The sequence below is a fragment of the Halovibrio variabilis genome (genome assembly GCF_007991175.1).
GTDB lineage: Bacteria > Pseudomonadota > Gammaproteobacteria > Pseudomonadales > Halomonadaceae > Vreelandella > Vreelandella variabilis.
This window is the reverse complement of sequence record NZ_BJXV01000006.1, coordinates 1-18,059: the sequence shown is the minus strand read 5'-3', so window position 1 is coordinate 18,059 and position 18,059 is coordinate 1. Positions and strand designations below refer to the sequence as shown.

Genomic DNA, 18,059 nt, shown 5'->3' with positions numbered 1-18,059 from the left:
ACCCTTTACCTTAAATACCTTGGAGTAAACCCCATGGCAGTTCAAAAGAACCGTAAAACTCGTTCCAAGCGCGGCATGCGTCGTAGCCACGATGCGCTGACCGCAGCGACACTGTCCCAGGACAAAGAAACCGGTACCACGCACCTGCGTCACCACATTTCTCCGGACGGTTTCTACCGTGGGCGTAAAGTGATTGAAGTATAAATCTCAATTACGTTACTAAGCGGCTAAACGGACTCGGTGTGGTATGCGCCTAGCGATTGATGTGATGGGGGGTGACCAAGGCCCTCAAGCGATTATCGCAGGCTCCGCCAGGGCGGCGGTGGAACACCCCCACCTCGAGCTGATTCTGTTTGGCCCGCATCAGCAAATTGCTGCTGAACTATCACGCTTGCCGCAGCCTTTGGCTGCGGCAACGTCACGTTTGGTGGTCCGTGATGCGCCGGACAGCGTTGCATCATCTGCAACGGCTGCCTGGGCGCTGCGTAACGGTCAGGCGACCAGCATGGGGCACATGCTGCGAAGCGTTGCGCAGGGGGAAGCGGTAGCCGGTGTCAGTGCGGGCAGTACGGCCGCACTGGTGGCGCTGGCGCGGCGCGAGGTGGGTATGATTGAGGGTATTTCTCGCCCCGCGATCAGTACCGCCATTCCTGCGCGCCGAGGCAGCCGCTGCTATTTGCTCGACTTGGGTGCCAACGTGGACTCGCCCGCCCATCGGCTGGTCGATTTTGCCCTGATGGGCGCGGCGATGGCGCAGTGTGTCGATGGTACGGTGCAGCCCCGGGTTGCGCTGCTCAACGTGGGCGCCGAAGCGACCAAAGGCAGTGCGAGCGTGCGCGAGGCGGATCGTTTGCTGCGCCAGCGCGCGGGTCGCGACGCTTTTGTTTACCACGGCTACGCGGAGGGTGGCGATGTGTTTAAAGGCCAGCTTGACGTGGTGGTATGCGACGGTTTTGTGGGTAATGCCGTCCTAAAAGCTAGCGAAGGTTTGACGAGTATGCTGGTAGAACGCGTGCAGATGGCGTTTGAATCGCGCCTAAGTGGTCGTTTGGCAAGCCTACTGGCCAAGCCTGTGTTGAAGCGCTTAAAGCAGGAGCTGGATCCCGTACGCTATAACGGGGCCAGCTTGTTAGGGTTGCGTGGCATCGTGGTGAAAAGTCACGGCGGTGCGCACGCCGATGGTTTCTACTACGCTATCCATCGCGCCCTGCAAGAAGTCGAGCATGATTTGCCTGCACGTATCGCAGGCCGCTGGCAGGCGTCATCGTTGTAGCCGATGATTGCCGGCCAGTGTGATTGGATAATAAGACAGCTAGATTTTTGCGGGTTATAGGTGGCATTCGGATGTGCCAATAACCTTGCCTATCGCTCATATGAGCAAATGCCTAAAAGAGCAAAGGTGAACGACATGTCTCAACCCCTTGCCCTCATTTTCCCCGGGCAAGGCTCTCAGCAGCTTGGAATGCTGCGAGAGCTAGCCGAGCGTTATAGCGTGGTGGGAACGACATTTGAGGAAGCGTCAGAAGCGTTGGGCTATGACTTATGGAAAGTCGTCCAAGAAGGCCCTGAAGCGTCGCTTAATGCTACCGCCTGCACCCAGCCGGCGCTGCTCTCCGCCAGCGTCGCCATTTGGCGCGTGTGGCAGGAGCTGGAAGGGCCGCGCCCCAGTGTGATGGCCGGCCATAGTTTGGGCGAATACAGTGCGATGGTGTGCGCTGGCGTGATGGGCTTTGCCGAAGGCGTTAACTTGGTACGGCTGCGTGGCGAAGCGATGCAGGAAGCAGTGCCCGCGGGCGAAGGGGGTATGGCGGCGATTCTAGGCCTGGCAGACGATGCCGTTGAGGCTGCCTGCGAAAAGGCTGCCCAAGGCGATGTGGTTTCGGCTGTCAACTACAATTCCCCTGGCCAAGTGGTTATCGCGGGGTCCAAAGCGGCCGTTGAGCGAGCGATGGTCACCTGCCAAGAGTCAGGCGCCAAACGTGCCATGGCCCTGCCGGTTTCAGTGCCTTCGCACTGTGCATTAATGCGCCCCGCCGCCGAGCGCCTGGCGGCGGCGATGCAGGCAATTGAGCTGCGTGCGCCGCGCTACACGGTGATTCAAAATGTCGACGCGCAGGCCCATGCCGAGATCGCTACGCTCAAGACACGGCTTATTGAGCAGCTTTATCAGCCGGTGCGCTGGAGCGCCTGCGTGGAAGCAATGGCGGCTCAAGGCGTGGAGGTGTTTATTGAGTGCGGTCCAGGCAAGGTGTTGACAGGGCTCAATAAGCGTATCGTGAAGGGCAGTAAGGGGCTGGCGGTGAATGACCCCGACAGCCTGGTTGCCGCGCTGGAGCTTGCGCGTGAAACGTTAACTGACAAGCGGTGAACATGGGCTATTGTCTTACCCTATCCTTGCTTGTTAACTCGGTTAAAGGCAGAACGTTATGACACAAGAACGTAGAGTTGCCCTGGTAACAGGAGCGAGTCGTGGCATTGGCCAAGCAGTCGCCCACGAGTTGGGTCGCCAGGGGCGTATCGTGATTGGTACGGCGACCAGCGAATCAGGCGCTGAGAAAATTGATGCCGATTTGAAGCAGAACGGCATTGAAGGGGCCGGTCTGTGCCTCAATGTGACCGATCAAGCCAGTATTGATGACGTATTAAAAACCATTGCAGAGCGCTTTGGTGCGCCGACCATTTTGGTCAACAATGCCGGTATTACGCGCGACAATTTGCTGATGCGTATGAAGGAAGACGAGTGGGATTCTGTCATGGATACCAACCTCAAGTCTGTCTATCGTGTCAGTAAAGCCTGTTTGCGGGGCATGACTAAAGCGCGCTTTGGGCGTATTGTGTCGATCAGCTCGGTAGTGGCAACCATGGGCAACATGGGTCAAACTAACTACGCTGCCGCTAAGGCTGGTATGGAAGGGTTTAGCCGGGCATTGGCGCGCGAAGTGTCTTCGCGGGCGATTACGGTCAATTCAGTGGCGCCGGGCTTTATTGCCACCGATATGACCGAGGCGCTACCGGAAGCGCAGCACGAAATGCTGCTTAAGCAAATTCCGTTGGCCCGTTTAGGTGCGCCGGAAGAGATCGCCGCCGCGGTGGGGTTTTTAACCAGTGATGCCGCCGGGTATATCACCGGTGAGACGCTTCACGTTAACGGCGGCATGAATATGCGTTGATGGCCTTGGGTTTGGCGGTTGCGTCGATCTAAGGGCGTCTATAAACTACCCCGCAGCTTTTGGCTTGCGGTTTCCAAATAGCTGGTTATCAAAAACGGCTAATGTGAACGACTGGAGTACGTTAATGAGTACTATTGAAGAGCGCGTGAAGAAAGTTGTAGCAGAGCGCCTGAACGTTAAAGAAGAAGACATCCAAAACAGCTCTTCTTTTACAGAAGACTTGGGTGCTGATTCGCTCGACACCGTTGAGCTGGTAATGGCTTTGGAAGAGGAATTCGATACTGAAATTCCTGATGAAGAAGCTGAGAAGATCACCACGGTTCAAGAAGCCATCGATTACGTAAACGCCCACCAGTAAGGGCTGCGTTGATGCATCGAACCTAGGTGGGGTGCTTGTCACCCGACTTAAAAGCCGTCCTTTTCCAGGGCGGCTTTTTTGCTTTGCTGCCACACTGCTTATAACGTTCAATCTCCGTTATACTGTTGAGCAAATTTAAGCAGCAGATGACCCAAGTGGGTCGCGTCACCATGGATGCCTGGAGGAAAGCTGATGGCACGGAAAAGGGTAGTGGTAACCGGGCTAGGCCTGGTGACCCCAGTGGGCAATAAGGTGGATGAGTCGTGGGCCAATATCTTGGCCGGTAAAAGCGGTATTACGCCTATAGAACATTTCGACACCGGCGGTTTAAACACTCGCTTCGGTGGCTCGATTAAAGAGTTTGATATCAGCCCGTATTTGAATCCTAAAGATGCCCGCAAGATGGATTTATTTATTCAATACGGCATGGCCGCCGGTGCCCAGGCTGTTGACGATTCGGGTATCGAGTGTACCGAGGAAAATGCCGACCGTATTGGGGTGGCAATTGGCTCGGGCATTGGTGGGTTGCCGATGATTGAGCATAACCATAATGCGCTCAACAAAGGCGGCGCGCGCAAAGTCTCGCCGTTCTTTGTGCCGGGCTCTATCATTAATATGATATCGGGCAATATGGCGATCCAGCATGGCTTTAGAGGGCCCAATATCGCGATTACCACCGCTTGCACAACGGGTACTCACAATATCGGCTACAGCGCGCGTACGATTGCCTACGGCGACGCCGATGTAATGGTCTGTGGCGGTGCTGAAATGGCGACGACGCCGTTAGGCCTCGCAGGCTTCTCCGCCGCGCGTGCGCTGTCTACGCGCAATGACGACCCCGAGGCGGCAAGCCGTCCCTGGGATACGGATCGAGACGGTTTCGTGTTGTCCGACGGCGCCGGCGTGCTGGTGCTGGAAGAGTATGAGCACGCCAAGGCGCGCGGCGCTAACATCTATGCCGAGCTGGTTGGCTTTGGCATGAGCGATGACGCCTATCACATGACCTCGCCGCCGGAAGATGGCCGTGGGGCGGCACTTTCGATGCGCAATGCGATCAAAGATGCCCAGGTAGACGTCGCTGAGGTTCACTACATTAACGCTCATGGCACCTCCACGGCTGCAGGCGATTTAGCCGAAAGCCGTGCCATTGAGAACGTCTTGGGTGACGCTGCCAATAGCGTGGCGGTCAGTTCGACAAAATCGATGATTGGCCACCTGCTGGGTGCCGCAGGCGCAGTAGAGGCGGTATTTAGCATCTTGGCCATCCGTGACCAGGTGGCGCCGCCCACGATTAATTTGGATAACCCTCAGGCGGGTTGCAACCTCGACTACGTGCCGCATACCGCGCGAGATATGCGCATCGATATGGCGCTTTCCAACTCGTTTGGCTTTGGCGGCACGAACGGCTCACTGCTGTTTAAAAAAGTGTAGTCAACGATGGTGTCGCGCCCAGTGGGTTTTGAGCAACAGGCGTCTTCGGGTGCTTTAGGGTCGGTTGATTTAGGGCCGGCTGATTTAGTACCGTTCGATGACCGCGGGCTAGCGTACGGTGATGGCCTGTTTGAAACCGTGCTGTTGCGCGCCGGTGCGCCAGTGCTGTGGGAGCATCACCGCGCGCGTTTAGCGCTGGGCTGCGATCGTTTAGGGATACCATTCCCTTGCCAAGACGCGCTTGATGCCACTTGGCAGGGCGACCCCACCGCTGAACTCGAAGTGCTTAAGCTCATACTGACCCGGGGTAGCGGGGGGCGCGGCTACGCCGAGCCTGAGAGCATCACGCCCCGTTTGCTTAGCCGACGCACGCCTTTCCAGCCGGTGGTTAAGCGCTGGCAGGAAGGGGTGAGGGTGCGGCTTTGCAACTTGCGACTTGGTCACCAGCCGTATTTGGCAGGCATTAAGCATCTGAATCGTTTGGAAAACGTGCTGGCGCGTCGTGAATGGCGAGATGCCAGTATCGCTGAAGGATTGCTTGCCGATAGCGCTGGCCGTGTTGTGGAGGCCACCAGCATGAATGTTTTTTGGCAGCAGGCGGGGGCGCTATTTACTCCGCCGCTTGACCAGTGCGGTGTGGCCGGTACGCTGCGCGCGGCGTTGATTGATCAAGGCGCTGTGACGCAGGCCGCTTTGCCGCTAGGTGAGCTCAGCGCTGTTGATCAGCTTTGGGTGGCTAATTCGGTACAGGGTGTGTGGCCTGTTACCACGCTGTTTTCCACGAATGGCTCGCGGCTACAGCGCTGGCCCTTGCCCGCCAGCGATCCACTTCAGTGTTTAGCCCATCCCTTATTAGGCTTCGCTTAAACGCTAGTGTTTGTTTAGCGGGTATTTGTGTAGCGGGTATTTGTGTAGCGGGTATTTGTGTAGATAGTGTTTTTTAGATAGCGCTCGGCAATTTTCTAGAGGTGGCATGGTGAAACGGTTATTAACCGCTTTTTTGGTGGTAGTGGTGGTTGGGGCTGCCGCTGCGGCAGGTGGTTATGCCTATTGGCAGAGCCGATTAGAGGCGCCGCTCGCCCTTGATGAGCCAATGCTCTATCAAGTTCCCTCGGGTGCCGGGTTCAACCACGTGGTGGGGCACTTAGAGGCGCAGGGCGTGCTGGATGACGCTTGGGCTTTTCAGCTGCTAGCGCGCGTTGAGCCTAAGGGCGTGCCACGGCTACGCAGCGGCGAGTACCGCTTGTTACCGGGCATGAATGGCCTTGAAATGATGGCGCTGTTAGGCAGTGACGACGTGGTGAGCTATCCGCTGACGATTCCAGAAGGTTGGACTTTTAAGCAAATGCGCGAGCTGCTGAACACGGCCCCTAAGCTCGACCACCGCACCGCTGACATGAGCGATGCAGAAGTAATGACGCTGCTCGACCGTGAAGGCACCTTCCCTGAGGGCTGGTTTTTCCCCGATACCTACCGCTACCACCTGGGCATGAGCGACGTGGATATCTTGCGTCAATCCTTGCACCGCATGGAGCGTATCCTTGAAGACGTATGGGCAGAGCGTGACGATGATCTCACCATTGACTCCCCCTACGAGGCGTTGATCATGGCCTCTCTGATTGAGCGGGAAACCGGCGCGCCCGAGGAGCGGCGTGAGATTGCCGGGGTGTTTAAACGCCGCATGGAGCAGGGCATGCGCCTGCAAACTGACCCAACCATCATTTATGGCATGGGCGAACGTTACGAAGGGCGGATTACCCGCGCCGATATCCGCGAGGCCACGCCGTATAACACCTACGTGATTGACGGGATCCCCCCTACGCCAATTGCCCTGCCGGGGCGTGCGGCATTAGAGGCGGCGGTGAATCCGTTACCGGGGGAAACGCTCTATTTCGTGTCTCGTGGTGATGGTACGCACCATTTCTCGCGCACGTTGCGCGAACACAACAACGCCGTTAACCGCTATATTCGCAACCGGTAATAGCCATGATTCATCACCACATTAAGGGCGCATGATGACTAAGCGTGGACGCTTCATTACGCTGGAAGGCGGCGAAGGCGTGGGAAAATCCACCAATGTGAGTTTTGTCGCCGAGTGTTTAGAAGCTCAGGGGCTGGAGGTGGTGCGCACCCGCGAGCCGGGCGGCACCGCTCGTGGCGAAGCTATTCGTGCCCTGCTGCTGGACCCCGCGCCGCAAGAACCGCTGCACGTGGACGCAGAACTGTTGCTGATGTTCGCCGCACGAGCGCAGCATTTAACGGAAAAAATTCTGCCTGCGTTGGCACGTGGCGCCTGGGTGGTCTGCGATCGTTTTACTGACGCCACCTTTGCCTATCAGGGCGGTGGGCGGGGCATTGCCAAGGAGCGCATCGCCGTACTCGAAGCGTTTGTTCAGCAAGGGCTTTCGCCTGACTTGACGTTACTGCTGGATATGCCCAAAGAGGCTGCCACACAGCGCTTGGAATCGCGCCTGAATGATCGCCAAGAGCAGCGGGATCGCTTTGAGCAGGAGCAGGGCGATTTCTTCCAGGCGGTGCGCGAGGCCTACTTGGCGCGTGCGGAAGAAGCCCCCGAGCGCTTTGCGGTGATCGATGCCCAGTACGCGCTAGTGGATGTTCAAGCACAGATCAAGGAAACTCTTTCCGCGCGAGTAGCCGTATGGCGTTAACCGGCGTAATGCCGTGGCATCAAGCCACCTGGCAGCATCTAACCCGCTTGGCTGAGAGTGGGCGAATGCCCCACGCGCTACTGATTCACGGTGCTCACGGCGTGGGTAAGCAGCAGTTGGCCGAGGCGTTAATCAACCGCACCCTTTGCGCCAATCCTGCGGATCAAGCCTGCGGCCATTGCCATAGCTGTGCCATGTTGGCCTCCGGGTACCACCCGGATTTGCTGCGTGTCTCGCCGGAAGAGGGCAAGCGCCAGATCCGTATTGACCCGATCCGCGAGGTCAACCGGTTTGTCTCGCAAACGGCCCAGCAAGGGGGCTATCGGGTGATTGTGATTTCTCCCGCCGAGGCCATGAACACGGCCGCCGCCAATGCGCTGCTCAAAAGCCTTGAAGAACCCGGCGATAAAACGCTGTTTATTCTGCTTTCAGACGTGCCCTCGCGGATGCTCCCTACGATTCGCTCCCGCTGCCAGCAGTGGTCGCTGCCCAGCGTTGCCTTTGACGCATGTCGCGGCTGGTTGATTGAACAGTTGGGCAGCGTGGATGAAGCCTACTTTTGGTGGCAGGTAGCAGGCGGCCTGCCTCTTCTCGCCGTAGAGCTGGCCGCCCCCGAAGAGCGCGCCTTGCGCCACCAAATCCACGACAGCTTTGAGCAGTTAGTGCGCGGCGCGGAGCCCGTTTCAGAAGCGGCCCGCCTGGATCGTCAGGCGATTGACGCCATCTTATGGTACGGTATTGCCTGGCTGGAAGACCTGATTCGATTGGGCTTATCCGGGGAAGCCGCGGTGCTGCATAATCCCGATCTTGAGCCCCTTTACCGCCAGGCGGTCAAGAATGGCCGCGTGCAGGATTGGTTCCGGCTCTTGGATTATGCCCGTGAGCAGCGGCGCTTGCTGGCGGTGGGGGCTAATCCCAATCCGCAGCTGGTGCTAGAAGCATGGCTAGTGCGCTGGGCGGCGCTATTGCGCTCCTAGCCCCGTTCGCCGCCGCTTTAGTCGAGTTAACTGTTTTAAGCCCCGTTTAAGTCCCGTTTATTCACACAAGTATTCACACAGGAGCAGCGAGGTTGTTATGGCAGCTCAGAAAGCGCTTTCTCTAACCGTCCCTGATGTGCCGACGCTGCTTTCCGCCTATATGCCTTTTCTGGACCGTGGGGGGATTTTTGTGCCCACTCAGACCCCTTACGCGCTTGGCCAGCAAGTGTTTTTACTGCTCACACTGCCGGGGGAAAGCGAACGGCTTTCACTGTCTGGGCATGTGGTGTGGGTGTCTCCTGCCGGCGTGAGCGGACGGCGGATGCCCGGCATTGGCCTGCATTTCAGCCCGGAAGATTATCCCGTGCGTGACCGTATTGAGACGCTGCTTGCCGGTCAATTAGATAAAGCGGCGCCGTCGTTTACGCTTTGACCGCTTTGCTTGAAACGCTTACCCACCCGTTATTGAGACCTGCATGTTTGTCGATTCCCACTGCCATTTAGATCGCTTATCCGACCAAACCCACGGGGGCGATATTGCCGCCACGCTTGCCGCCGCTCGCGCCGCGCACGTGAGTCAGTTTCTGGCCATTGCCGTTACGCTTGAGGACATGCCGCAGCTGGCGGCCATTGCTCGCGCTCATCAGGATGTGGCGATTTCTGCTGGCCTGCACCCCTTGCATACGCCGGTTAGCGAGCCTAGCGTGGCGGATATTACTGACGCCGCCGAACAGTATGGCGCGGTAGCAATTGGTGAAACCGGTCTCGATTACCACTACGCCGACAGCGTTCCTATCGACATACAGCATGAACGCTTTAAGCGCCATTTGCTTGCCGCCCGTGAGTTGGAGCTGCCGGTGATTGTGCATACCCGCGAAGCCAAACAAGACACCCTTGATCTGCTGCGCGAACATAGCGATCCGCGCGTGGGCGGTGTACTACACTGTTTCACTGAAGACTTGGCGATGGCCCGTGAAGCGGTAGCGCTAGGCTTTTATATTTCGCTCTCCGGGATCATTACCTTTCGTAATGCCGCACCGCTGCGCGAGCTGGCGCGCCAGTTGCCACTGGATCGCCTGCTGATTGAGACCGACAGCCCGTACCTTGCGCCGGTGCCTTATCGCGGTAAGCCGAACCAGCCAGCGTGGGTGGTGGAAGTCGCCGAGTGCATCGCCAATGAGCGGGGCATTAGCGTTGACGAAGTCGCTATGCAGACCAGCGTCAACTTTTACCAGCTGTTCCGTGCCGCTGCGCCCGATGCGCCCGCCCACGTTAAGCAAGCGCTGGCTCAGTCCGGGCTTTTGTAGCCCAGCAGTGTCACCGATATGACGAGCGAGGTGGGTGATGAATCTGGATAGATTATTGCAGCAAAGTAGCCTAGAGGAAGAGCGCTCGATCACGATCCCCCCGCTTGATGAGTGGCAGCCGGCGCTCTCTGGAGATATGAACCTAACCATTCGCGCCGACGGCAGCTGGTGGCACGAGGGCCAGCCGTTTGCGCGGCCCAAGGTGGCACGTTTACTGGCAACACTGTTGCGCCATGACGCCGATGGCTACTGCTTGGTGACCCCCAGTGAGCGCTGGCGTATTCACGTGGAAGACCTGCCATTGGTCGCCGTGGAAGCTGACTTTTACGATGGAGCCTGGTGGTTGACTACCCAGTTTGACGACGTGGTTCGCCTGGATACCGAGCATCCGCTGTCCGTTACTTTAACTCCCCAGGGCGATGCGGTGCCGCAACTGCCGGTACGCTTTGGGTTGGCGGCGCGGCTGCACCGTCATGTCTATTATCAGCTGGTTGAGGCCGCTGAAACCCGTGAGGTGGACGAGGGTGTCAGCGAGGTTGGCATCATGAGTGCTGGGCACTGGTTTGCGCTGGGCCAACTCGACGACGAATCAGTGGGCGAGGCGCCGTGAAGTTAACCGCGGAACAGCAAGCTGTTGTCAATCACCAGGCGGGACACGCGCGAGTGGCGGCAGTGGCGGGGGCGGGTAAAACCACCACCATGGCCGCCCGGGTGCTGTATCTATTGGCCAGCGGTGTGCCGCCAAAGCGTATTTTGGTGCTCATGTTTAACCGCTCTGCCAAGGATGATTTTCAACGCCGGTTAGCTGCCATGGCGCCGTCTGGGCAAGCACTGCCCGACGTGCGCACTTTCCACTCCCTGGGCCACCGCCTGACCCAAAGCCTGTGCCGCTGGGGCGCGCTGACGCCGCGCCAGCTATTATCCGCCGATTGGCAGTTAGAGAGGCTGCTGCGTCAGGCGAGCCTCAACGTGCTGCACGATGCGGTTGAACGCCGCGATGCCGCCCTGGAAGGTGACCGGCTTGAAACCCTGGCGCATTTCTGTGGCTTGGTGAAGGCGGAGATGATTACCCCCGAAGCACTCTATACACGGCTTAATCTTGATCCGGATACTGACTACTTTCCGGCAGCGTTTGCCGAGGCAGAGCGGCTGCTCGCCGACGAAGGCCTGATGACCTACGCCGATCTGCTCTACCGTCCGCTCCAGGCGTTAGAAGCAGACAGCGCTCTGCGCGGCCGCGTCGATGGCTTTTTGGATCATGTCATTATTGACGAGTACCAGGATATTAACGCCGCGCAGCAGCGCCTGCTGTCGGTGCTGGTAGGTGACCGCGCCGTGGTCATGGCCGTCGGCGATGCCAACCAGTGTATTTATGAGTGGCGCGGCGCCAAGCCCGATACTATGCTAGAGAATTTTACCGCGACGTTTGGTGAGGCGACCGACTACCCGTTGTCGACCACCTTTCGTCATGGCCATGCCTTGGCCCTGGCCGCCAATCATGCCATTGCCGCTAACCAGCGGCGCCCCAACCAGCTGTGTCTGGCGGCGGCCAATAACCCCGAGACGCGCGTTTCCGTGGGGCAGGGTAGCCGCTTGTTACTCGATGCGTTGATGGATTGGCAGGCCCAGGGGCGAGCGTTTAACGAAGCCAGCCTGCTGGTACGCAGCTGGGCGCTCTCGGTGCCGTTTCAACTGGCGCTATTACAGGCGGGCATTCCGTTTCGGCTTCAGCGCGAGGACCGTTTTGTGTTTCGTCTGCCGCTGGTGCAGGCCCTGGCGGGCTATCTGAAATTGTCGCGCCGACCTGATCTTCTCCGCGACCCGCAGCAACTGTTACTGCTGCTTGCCCAGCCGACCCCTTTTGTGGCTCGTGAGCGGCTGCAGCGATTAGCTCAGCAGTTAGCGACTACCCAGCAATGGCCCGAGCGGCATGACCCCATGCTAACGGCGTTAAAGCCGATCCAGCGGCGCACGCTGAAAAAACGCTGGGCGCTGCTGTGCGAATTGCCGCAGTTGAGTGCATGGCCACCCGCCAAGCTATTACGCCACGTGGTGGAAAGCATCGATGCTGAAAAGACGCTGAAGCGAGCGGCGGCACGGCGTGATAAAGGCGAAGAAGACGTGCGCTTACTCGACGTGCTGATCGAGCAAGCGCAAAGCGTGCAAGACCCCGACGCCTTTATTGAACTGCTTGAAAGACCGGTGGAAAATCAGGCGGGCGGGGTGCTGATTAGCACCGTTCACGGTGCCAAAGGGCTTGAGTGGCCGCTGGTGGCGGTCGCCGGGGTGAATGAAGAGGATTTTCCTCACTATAGTCGCGATAATCCGCTTAGCGATGAGCGTTTAGAGGAAGAGCGGCGGCTGTTTTATGTGGCGATTACCCGCGCTCAAGAGCAGCTTTTAGTGCTTCATGACGGCGGCGCGCATCGGCCAAGTCGCTTTATCGCCGAGAGTGCCTGGCAAGACAGTATGCGGGTGGCCACCTGTTTGACGAGTGCTGACGCGCCTGCGACTGCCCTGCAAGTCGCGTCTGTGGGGTTGGTTGAGCGCTATTTGGCGCGGCTAGGGCGTGACGATATTGTGCTGGCCCCGGCGCAGGTTGAAGAAACCCAAGCCGCCTATTCCGCTGGCGCGCATTTTTACCCCGGCCAGCGGCTGCATCATGCCGTTTTTGGTGAGGGCGAAGTCGCCGCCGTCGAGGGGAATGCCAGCGATCCGGTCATTGATGTGCGCTTTGACCAGGCAGGTCGGCGGCGATTAATTGCCCGCCGCGCACCCATCGAGCTATTGGAAAGCCCGCAAAGCGTGCCGCTGTCATAGCGTGGGAAGGGCAAGGATAGCGCTTGGATACCCGCCGTTACGGCTAGCCTAGCTGATAGTGATTGGCTAGCCGTAAGGTTAAAGCTAAAGCAGTCGCTACCTACATATTGGGATAGTTGGGCCCACCGCCGCCTTCAGGGGCTACCCAGGTAATGTTTTGGGCGGGATCCTTAATATCGCAGGTTTTGCAGTGCACGCAGTTTTGGAAGTTGATCTGAAAGCGCGGTTCTCCTGCACTATCTTCGACTACCTCGTACACCCCGACCGGGCAGTAGCGCTGCGCCGGTTCCGCGTACTTAGGCAGGTTGTCGCGAATTGGCAGTTCTGGGTCAGCCAGGCGCAGGTGGCACGGCTGATCTTCTTCGTGATTGGTGTTAGACAGGTAGACAGAGGACGTCTTGTCAAATGAAAGCTTACCGTCGGGCTTAGGGTAATCGATCTTCTCAAACTCAGACGCCGGCTTGAGGGCGCCATGGTCTGTCGTGGTATCGTGCAGGTTAGGGAGCTTGCCGCCCAGCAGCTGGTCGACAAAATTATACGCGCCACCGCCAACAGTGCCATATTTATGGATCGCCGGGCCGAAGCTGGCGCTGTCTTTAAGTTCTTGATAGGCCCAGCTGGCTTCCCATTGTTGGGTAAAGCTGGTCAATTCTTGCGCGCCTTCATCGCCGCCCTTAATTGCCTCAAACACACTTTCCGCAGCGACCATGCCAGACTTCATGGCGGTATGCAGACCTTTGATCTTGGCAAAATTGAGCGTGCCCGCATCGCAGCCAATCAGTAAGCCGCCGGGAAACGTCATTTTAGGCAGGCAGTTAAAGCCACCTTTGGTAATGGCTCTAGCGCCATAGGCAACGCGCTTGCCGCCCGCCAGATACTGGCTAAGTACCGGATGATGCTTCATGCGCTGAAACTCGTCGAACGGTGACAGCCAGGGGTTTTGATAGCTGAGATCCATGATCAGCCCGACCACCACCTGCTGGTCTTCAGCGTGGTAGAGGAACCAGCCACCGTGGGCATTGCTATCCAACGGCCAGCCTGAACCGTGCAATACCAGGCCAGGCTCATGCTGGTCCGCCGGCACATCCCATAGCTCTTTAAGGCCAATGCCGTAATGCTGTGGGTCGCAGCCAGCATCCAGCGAGAAGTCTTCGATTAAGCGTTTGCCCAGATGGCCGCGGGAGCCCTCGGCAAACAGGGTGTATTTGGCGCGCAGCTCCATGCCCGGCATATAGCCATCTTTGGGGGTGCCGTCGGCGCTAACGCCCATATCGCCGACAACAATGCCGCGCACTGCACCATCTTCGACAATTGTTTCCTGGGCAGCAAAGCCCGGAAAAATGTCAACGCCCAGCGACTCCGCCTGCTCGCCCAGCCAGCGGCAAAGATTGCCTGCGCTGATCACGTAGCGCTGCTGAGCGTCACCGGTGTTATGCATACTTTTAGGCACGAGGGCATTAGGCAGCTTTTGGGCTTTTTCGGCGTCTTTGAGCAGATAAACATCGTCGCGAATCGCGGGGGTATTGAGAGGCGCGCCACGCTCTTGCCAGTCGGGGAACAGCTCGGTCAACGCGCGAGGTTCAAAAACGGCACCTGAAAGAATGTGCGCACCCACTTCTGAGCCTTTTTCAACCACGCAGACTGTGAGCTCTTGCTCTGCTTGGTTGGCTTGCTGCATTAGGCGGCAAGCAGCGGCAAGCCCGGCTGGGCCCGCGCCGACAATGACGACATCAAAATCCATTACATCGCGTTCAACAGTTTCCACCCGGTTTCTCCTATTCTCTTAAGTGCCATGGCTGCTAAAAGCGCGTCGCGGGTAACGGTACGAGAACAAGCTTATAAACAGATGGCCTTAATTTTAAACGGTCGTTTGCTTCTGGTTATCCCTCATCATAGGCATAATACCTGTGTCAGGTCACGCCTACGATGGTGAAAACGGCATTTCTTGGCTTTAGGCTTCGCCAGCCGCCGTGCAGTGCTACGACCAAGGCCTTAGCTAATAAGTATTGTTGCTAGTGGGCAGGCTGTGGCAAATTGGTAATGTTTTTCAATTGCGTACCTATCAAACGCTTGAATGAATTTGAGGCAGGTGGATCGTTGTCGCGACCTTGCCGGAAAGCCTTCAATACGTGTCTTAAAAAAGGTATCCGCTGAGCGGGTGCCGTCTCAGGTTAACGGCTCTCACCAAAAGCCAAGCGAGGAAGCTATGAAAGTACTCGTCGCGGTTAAACGCGTCATTGATTACAACGTCAAAATTCGCGTCAAAGCGGATCATTCTGACGTCGATCTCACTAACGTTAAAATGGCCATGAACCCCTTCTGCGAAATTGCCGTGGAAGAAGCGGTGCGCCTGAAAGAGAAGGGCGTGGCAACGGAAGTTGTGGCGGTAACGATTGGTCCCAAGGCTGCCCAAGAGCAGCTGCGCACCGCGCTGGCGCTGGGTGCCGATCGCGCTATTCATATCCAAACCGACGAGCGCGCCGAATCGCTGGCGGTGGCCAAGCTGCTTGCTAAAGTGGTCGACGAAGAGCAGCCGGGTCTGGTGATTCTCGGTAAACAAGCGATCGATACCGACAACAACCAGACGGGTCAAATGCTTGCCGCGCTGACCAACCTGCCGCAAGCTACCTTTGCCTCGGAAGTGGTGATCGATGGCGACAAAGTACACGTGACCCGGGAAATTGACGGCGGTCTGCAAACCATCGCCCTGACGCTACCCGCTATTGTCACCACCGACCTGCGCCTCAACGAGCCACGCTACGCCAAGCTTCCCGATATCATGAAGGCCAAGAAAAAGCCCCTGGATGTTAAGACCCCCGCCGACTACGGCGTTGAGGTTGCTTCCAAGGTGAGCTTGCTCAAGGTGGAATCGCCGGCCGAGCGTAAAGGCGGCGTCAAAGTGGCCTCGGTAGACGAGCTGATCGACAAACTGAAAAACGAAGCCAAAGTTCTTTAAAGTCGGTTCTTTAAAACCATAACTTTGAGATAAGCGCTTTGAAAGGAGCTGATTTTTATGAGCATTTTGGTACTTGCCGACCTGCATGAAGGACAACTGGCGGGTGCTACGGCCCACGTCGTAGCGGCGGCTAAAGAGATGGGGGGTGATATTGACGTGCTGGTCGCTGGCGAAGGCGTGCAGGCTGCCGCTGATGCCGCTGCCAAGCTCGACGGCGTGAGTAAGGTGCGCGTAGCGGATAATGCCGTGTACGCTCACCAGCTCGCCGAGCCTATGGGCGCACTGCTGGTGGCCCTGGCGGATGACTACACCCATGTTCTGGCGAGCGCTGCCACCAACGGTAAAAACGTGTTGCCGCGCTTAGCGGCGCTCAAAGACGTGAGCCAGATTTCGGACATCATCGGCGTGGATAGCCCGGACACCTTTAAGCGGCCAATCTACGCCGGTAGCGCCATCGCTACGGTAAAAAGCGACGATGCGCTTAAAGTGATCACCGTGCGCGTTACCGGGTTTGACGCGGTTGGCGCGGGTGGCAGCGCGCCGATTGAAGCGGTAAACACTGTCGTCGACAACCGCCAATCGAGCTTTGTCGACGAAGACCTTGCCCAATCGGACCGCCCCGAACTGGGCGGTGCCAAGGTGGTGATCTCCGGTGGCCGTGGTATGGGCAATGGCGAGAACTTCAAACTGCTCGACGGGATTGCCGACAAGCTGGGTGCCGCTATTGGCGCATCGCGTGCCGCGGTCGATGCAGGTTTTGTGCCCAACGACATGCAGGTGGGCCAAACCGGTAAAATCGTCGCGCCGGATCTGTATATTGCCGTGGGCATCTCCGGGGCCATTCAGCACCTGGCGGGCATGAAGGATTCCAAAGTGATCGTCGCCATCAACAAAGACGACGAAGCGCCGATCTTTCAAGTCGCGGATTATGGGCTGGTGGGGGATTTGTTTGAGCTGCTGCCGGAGCTTGAAAGCAAGCTGTAAGCGGTTGAACGGATAATAAATAGACAGCCGACTTCGCCAGAAGTCGGCTTTTTAGGTTTGGGTGGATTAGATAAACTGTTCATAGTTGACTAAAGTAGTTGGGCAAAAGGTAAGAAAAGCCACCGCAGTGGTTGAAAAAGCAGCGGACTGACCGCACATAAGCAATTGAAAGCAACGAAAGCCACTCAAGGAGATGATGATATGGCACATACACTACCCGAATTGCCGTACGCATATGATGCTCTCGAGCCGCATATTGATGCGATGACGATGGAGATTCACCATTCTCGTCACCATCAAACTTACGTCAATAACCTGAACGGCGCGCTGGAAGGCACCGGTCTTGAAGATGTTCCTGTTGAAGAATTAATTGCCAATTTGGACCGTGTGCCGGAAGCAAAACGCCAAGCGGTTATCAATAACGGCGGCGGTCATGCCAACCACTCCATGTTTTGGCAGATGATGTCGCCTAATGGCGGTGGCAATCCACAGGGCGACGTTGCCAAAGCAATTGATGCTGAGCTGGGTGGTCTGGATACTTTTAAAGAAGAGTTCAAGAAAGCCGCCGTTGGTCGTTTCGGCAGCGGTTGGGCGTGGCTCTCCGTGACGCCTGAGAAAAAATTGGTAGTGGAAAATACCCTTAACCAAGACAGCCCGCTGATGCACGGCAATACGCCGGTGCTCGGTCTGGACGTTTGGGAGCATGCCTACTACTTGAAGTATCAAAACAAGCGCCCCGACTATATTGCAGCGTTCTTTAACGTGGTTAATTGGGAAGACGTAGAGCGTCGTTACCAAGCGGCTACGGCCTAAACTCACACGCTGTGAGACGAGCTGCCAAATGACTTGGCGGCCCTAAAAACCGCCTCCTTCACAGGAGGCGGTTTTTTACTGTCAGTAGCATCGTTCCTAGGGTCAAGCTGGGCATTAGCTGTCAATATCCTGTGGATGAAAAATACCACATATGCTTGAATTGATTTTCTGATGGTCCATATATAGTATTCATTCCTAGCGGCATCAGCTGCTAAGAATGCAAAAAGGCCAGAACCAAAATGGCCCTGACCTTGATGCGATGTCTCGGGCGGTGCAACGCCTTCAACGAATCGAGTAAATCTCTATGAATAAAATTAACACATTGAGCGTTACATGCAAACACTGTTTGCACTTTTTAGCAGGAAGTCAACGAGCGTGGTTAACCGGAGGGTTTCACGATGAAAGCTATTGAATTTGTATTGTACCTCTTTGAAGTGACCATGCAATTAACGGAGTTGGCTTTAACGTTGTGGCTAAATTGGCCGACGTTGTTTTGATTAAATTGAAGTCGACACGGCGGTGATTTGAGTGCTTAACTGCCTCCTTCAGGGGGGGGGGGGGGGGGGGTTTTTTT

The 18,059-nt window shown here is 57.1% G+C and carries 18 protein-coding genes; 17 read left to right on the top strand and 1 reads right to left on the bottom strand.

Annotated features, from left to right (window positions below):
• Positions 1 to 33: 33 nt before the first annotated feature.
• The 14 genes from rpmF (at position 34) to HVA01_RS05760 (ending at position 12,732) form a co-directional block, all read left to right on the top strand.
• The gene (gene rpmF / locus HVA01_RS05825; protein WP_146873857.1) at positions 34 to 204 is read left to right on the top strand and encodes a 50S ribosomal protein L32; all 171 of its coding nucleotides are present in this window, start codon (positions 34 to 36) and stop codon (positions 202 to 204) included.
• 43 nt (positions 205 to 247) lie between these two features.
• The gene (gene plsX / locus HVA01_RS05820; protein WP_146873855.1) at positions 248 to 1,273 is read left to right on the top strand and encodes a phosphate acyltransferase PlsX; all 1,026 of its coding nucleotides are present in this window, start codon (positions 248 to 250) and stop codon (positions 1,271 to 1,273) included.
• A 135-nt stretch (positions 1,274 to 1,408) separates the two neighbouring features.
• Entirely contained in the window at positions 1,409 to 2,368 is a 960-nt protein-coding gene (gene fabD, locus HVA01_RS05815) for an ACP S-malonyltransferase (RefSeq protein ID WP_146873854.1), read from the top strand.
• A gap of 58 nt (positions 2,369 to 2,426) precedes the next feature.
• On the top strand, positions 2,427 to 3,170 hold the full coding sequence (gene fabG / locus HVA01_RS05810; protein WP_146873852.1) for a 3-oxoacyl-ACP reductase FabG: 744 nt from the start codon (positions 2,427 to 2,429) through the stop codon (positions 3,168 to 3,170).
• 124 nt (positions 3,171 to 3,294) lie between these two features.
• Positions 3,295 to 3,528, top strand: coding sequence for an acyl carrier protein (gene acpP / locus HVA01_RS05805; RefSeq protein ID WP_008956801.1), 234 nt, complete (start codon positions 3,295 to 3,297; stop codon positions 3,526 to 3,528).
• A gap of 192 nt (positions 3,529 to 3,720) precedes the next feature.
• Positions 3,721 to 4,959, top strand: a complete 1,239-nt coding sequence (gene fabF / locus HVA01_RS05800) for a beta-ketoacyl-ACP synthase II (RefSeq protein ID WP_146873850.1) — start codon at positions 3,721 to 3,723, stop codon at positions 4,957 to 4,959.
• Between the two features lie 6 nt (positions 4,960 to 4,965).
• Positions 4,966 to 5,826: an aminodeoxychorismate lyase gene (gene pabC, locus HVA01_RS05795; protein WP_146873848.1), complete on the top strand. Its 861-nt coding sequence runs from the start codon at positions 4,966 to 4,968 to the stop codon at positions 5,824 to 5,826.
• 106 nt (positions 5,827 to 5,932) lie between these two features.
• Positions 5,933 to 6,940, top strand: a complete 1,008-nt coding sequence (gene mltG, locus HVA01_RS05790) for an endolytic transglycosylase MltG (RefSeq protein WP_146873846.1) — start codon at positions 5,933 to 5,935, stop codon at positions 6,938 to 6,940.
• Positions 6,941 to 6,974: 34 nt separating this feature from the next.
• Entirely contained in the window at positions 6,975 to 7,628 is a 654-nt protein-coding gene (tmk, locus tag HVA01_RS05785) for a dTMP kinase (RefSeq protein WP_174787765.1), read from the top strand.
• Entirely contained in the window at positions 7,619 to 8,605 is a 987-nt protein-coding gene (locus HVA01_RS05780; protein ID WP_146873842.1) for a DNA polymerase III subunit delta', read from the top strand. Before tmk ends, HVA01_RS05780 begins: the two co-directional genes overlap by 10 nt.
• Positions 8,606 to 8,702: 97 nt before the next feature.
• Complete coding sequence (locus HVA01_RS05775; RefSeq protein WP_146873840.1) at positions 8,703 to 9,038, top strand: PilZ domain-containing protein; 336 nt, start codon at positions 8,703 to 8,705, stop codon at positions 9,036 to 9,038.
• A gap of 43 nt (positions 9,039 to 9,081) precedes the next feature.
• A complete protein-coding gene (locus tag HVA01_RS05770; protein ID WP_146873838.1) occupies positions 9,082 to 9,912 on the top strand; it encodes a TatD family hydrolase in 831 nt (276 codons plus the stop codon).
• Positions 9,913 to 9,949: 37 nt separating this feature from the next.
• Positions 9,950 to 10,522: a DUF1285 domain-containing protein gene (locus HVA01_RS05765; protein WP_146873836.1), complete on the top strand. Its 573-nt coding sequence runs from the start codon at positions 9,950 to 9,952 to the stop codon at positions 10,520 to 10,522.
• A complete protein-coding gene (locus HVA01_RS05760; protein WP_146873835.1) occupies positions 10,519 to 12,732 on the top strand; it encodes an ATP-dependent helicase in 2,214 nt (737 codons plus the stop codon). The genes HVA01_RS05765 and HVA01_RS05760 overlap by 4 nt, the downstream gene beginning before the upstream one ends.
• Positions 12,733 to 12,832: 100 nt before the next feature.
• Here the strand turns inward: HVA01_RS05760 and HVA01_RS05755 are convergent, their stop codons facing one another.
• Positions 12,833 to 14,497 (bottom strand): electron transfer flavoprotein-ubiquinone oxidoreductase, encoded by a 1,665-nt coding sequence (locus HVA01_RS05755; protein ID WP_146873834.1) that lies wholly within the window; start codon positions 14,495 to 14,497, stop codon positions 12,833 to 12,835.
• Positions 14,498 to 14,938: 441 nt separating this feature from the next.
• On the opposite strand from HVA01_RS05755, the gene HVA01_RS05750 reads away from it, so the two are divergent.
• From HVA01_RS05750 to HVA01_RS05740, 3 genes are all read left to right on the top strand, one after another.
• Positions 14,939 to 15,688 carry an electron transfer flavoprotein subunit beta/FixA family protein gene (locus tag HVA01_RS05750; protein ID WP_146873832.1) on the top strand — a complete coding sequence of 250 codons (750 nt, stop codon included), beginning with the start codon at positions 14,939 to 14,941 and terminating at the stop codon, positions 15,686 to 15,688.
• A gap of 57 nt (positions 15,689 to 15,745) precedes the next feature.
• Positions 15,746 to 16,672 carry an electron transfer flavoprotein subunit alpha/FixB family protein gene (locus tag HVA01_RS05745; protein ID WP_146873830.1) on the top strand — a complete coding sequence of 309 codons (927 nt, stop codon included), beginning with the start codon at positions 15,746 to 15,748 and terminating at the stop codon, positions 16,670 to 16,672.
• Positions 16,673 to 16,873: 201 nt separating this feature from the next.
• Entirely contained in the window at positions 16,874 to 17,485 is a 612-nt protein-coding gene (locus tag HVA01_RS05740) for a superoxide dismutase (protein ID WP_146873828.1), read from the top strand.
• The last annotated feature ends 574 nt before the right edge of the window (positions 17,486 to 18,059 follow it).

What these genes read in the sequence shown, in the direction of transcription:
- rpmF (WP_146873857.1), top strand. Translation starts at nt 34, where the DNA reads ATGGCAGTTCAAAAGAACCGTAAAACTCGTTCCAAGCGCGGCATGCGT.
- plsX (WP_146873855.1), top strand. Translation starts at nt 248, where the DNA reads ATGCGCCTAGCGATTGATGTGATGGGGGGTGACCAAGGCCCTCAAGCG.
- fabD (WP_146873854.1), top strand. Translation starts at nt 1,409, where the DNA reads ATGTCTCAACCCCTTGCCCTCATTTTCCCCGGGCAAGGCTCTCAGCAG.
- fabG (WP_146873852.1), top strand. Translation starts at nt 2,427, where the DNA reads ATGACACAAGAACGTAGAGTTGCCCTGGTAACAGGAGCGAGTCGTGGC.
- acpP (WP_008956801.1), top strand. Translation starts at nt 3,295, where the DNA reads ATGAGTACTATTGAAGAGCGCGTGAAGAAAGTTGTAGCAGAGCGCCTG.
- fabF (WP_146873850.1), top strand. Translation starts at nt 3,721, where the DNA reads ATGGCACGGAAAAGGGTAGTGGTAACCGGGCTAGGCCTGGTGACCCCA.
- pabC (WP_146873848.1), top strand. Translation starts at nt 4,966, where the DNA reads ATGGTGTCGCGCCCAGTGGGTTTTGAGCAACAGGCGTCTTCGGGTGCT.
- mltG (WP_146873846.1), top strand. Translation starts at nt 5,933, where the DNA reads ATGGTGAAACGGTTATTAACCGCTTTTTTGGTGGTAGTGGTGGTTGGG.
- tmk (WP_174787765.1), top strand. Translation starts at nt 6,975, where the DNA reads ATGACTAAGCGTGGACGCTTCATTACGCTGGAAGGCGGCGAAGGCGTG.
- HVA01_RS05780 (WP_146873842.1), top strand. Translation starts at nt 7,619, where the DNA reads ATGGCGTTAACCGGCGTAATGCCGTGGCATCAAGCCACCTGGCAGCAT.
- HVA01_RS05775 (WP_146873840.1), top strand. Translation starts at nt 8,703, where the DNA reads ATGGCAGCTCAGAAAGCGCTTTCTCTAACCGTCCCTGATGTGCCGACG.
- HVA01_RS05770 (WP_146873838.1), top strand. Translation starts at nt 9,082, where the DNA reads ATGTTTGTCGATTCCCACTGCCATTTAGATCGCTTATCCGACCAAACC.
- HVA01_RS05765 (WP_146873836.1), top strand. Translation starts at nt 9,950, where the DNA reads ATGAATCTGGATAGATTATTGCAGCAAAGTAGCCTAGAGGAAGAGCGC.
- HVA01_RS05750 (WP_146873832.1), top strand. Translation starts at nt 14,939, where the DNA reads ATGAAAGTACTCGTCGCGGTTAAACGCGTCATTGATTACAACGTCAAA.
- HVA01_RS05745 (WP_146873830.1), top strand. Translation starts at nt 15,746, where the DNA reads ATGAGCATTTTGGTACTTGCCGACCTGCATGAAGGACAACTGGCGGGT.
- HVA01_RS05740 (WP_146873828.1), top strand. Translation starts at nt 16,874, where the DNA reads ATGGCACATACACTACCCGAATTGCCGTACGCATATGATGCTCTCGAG.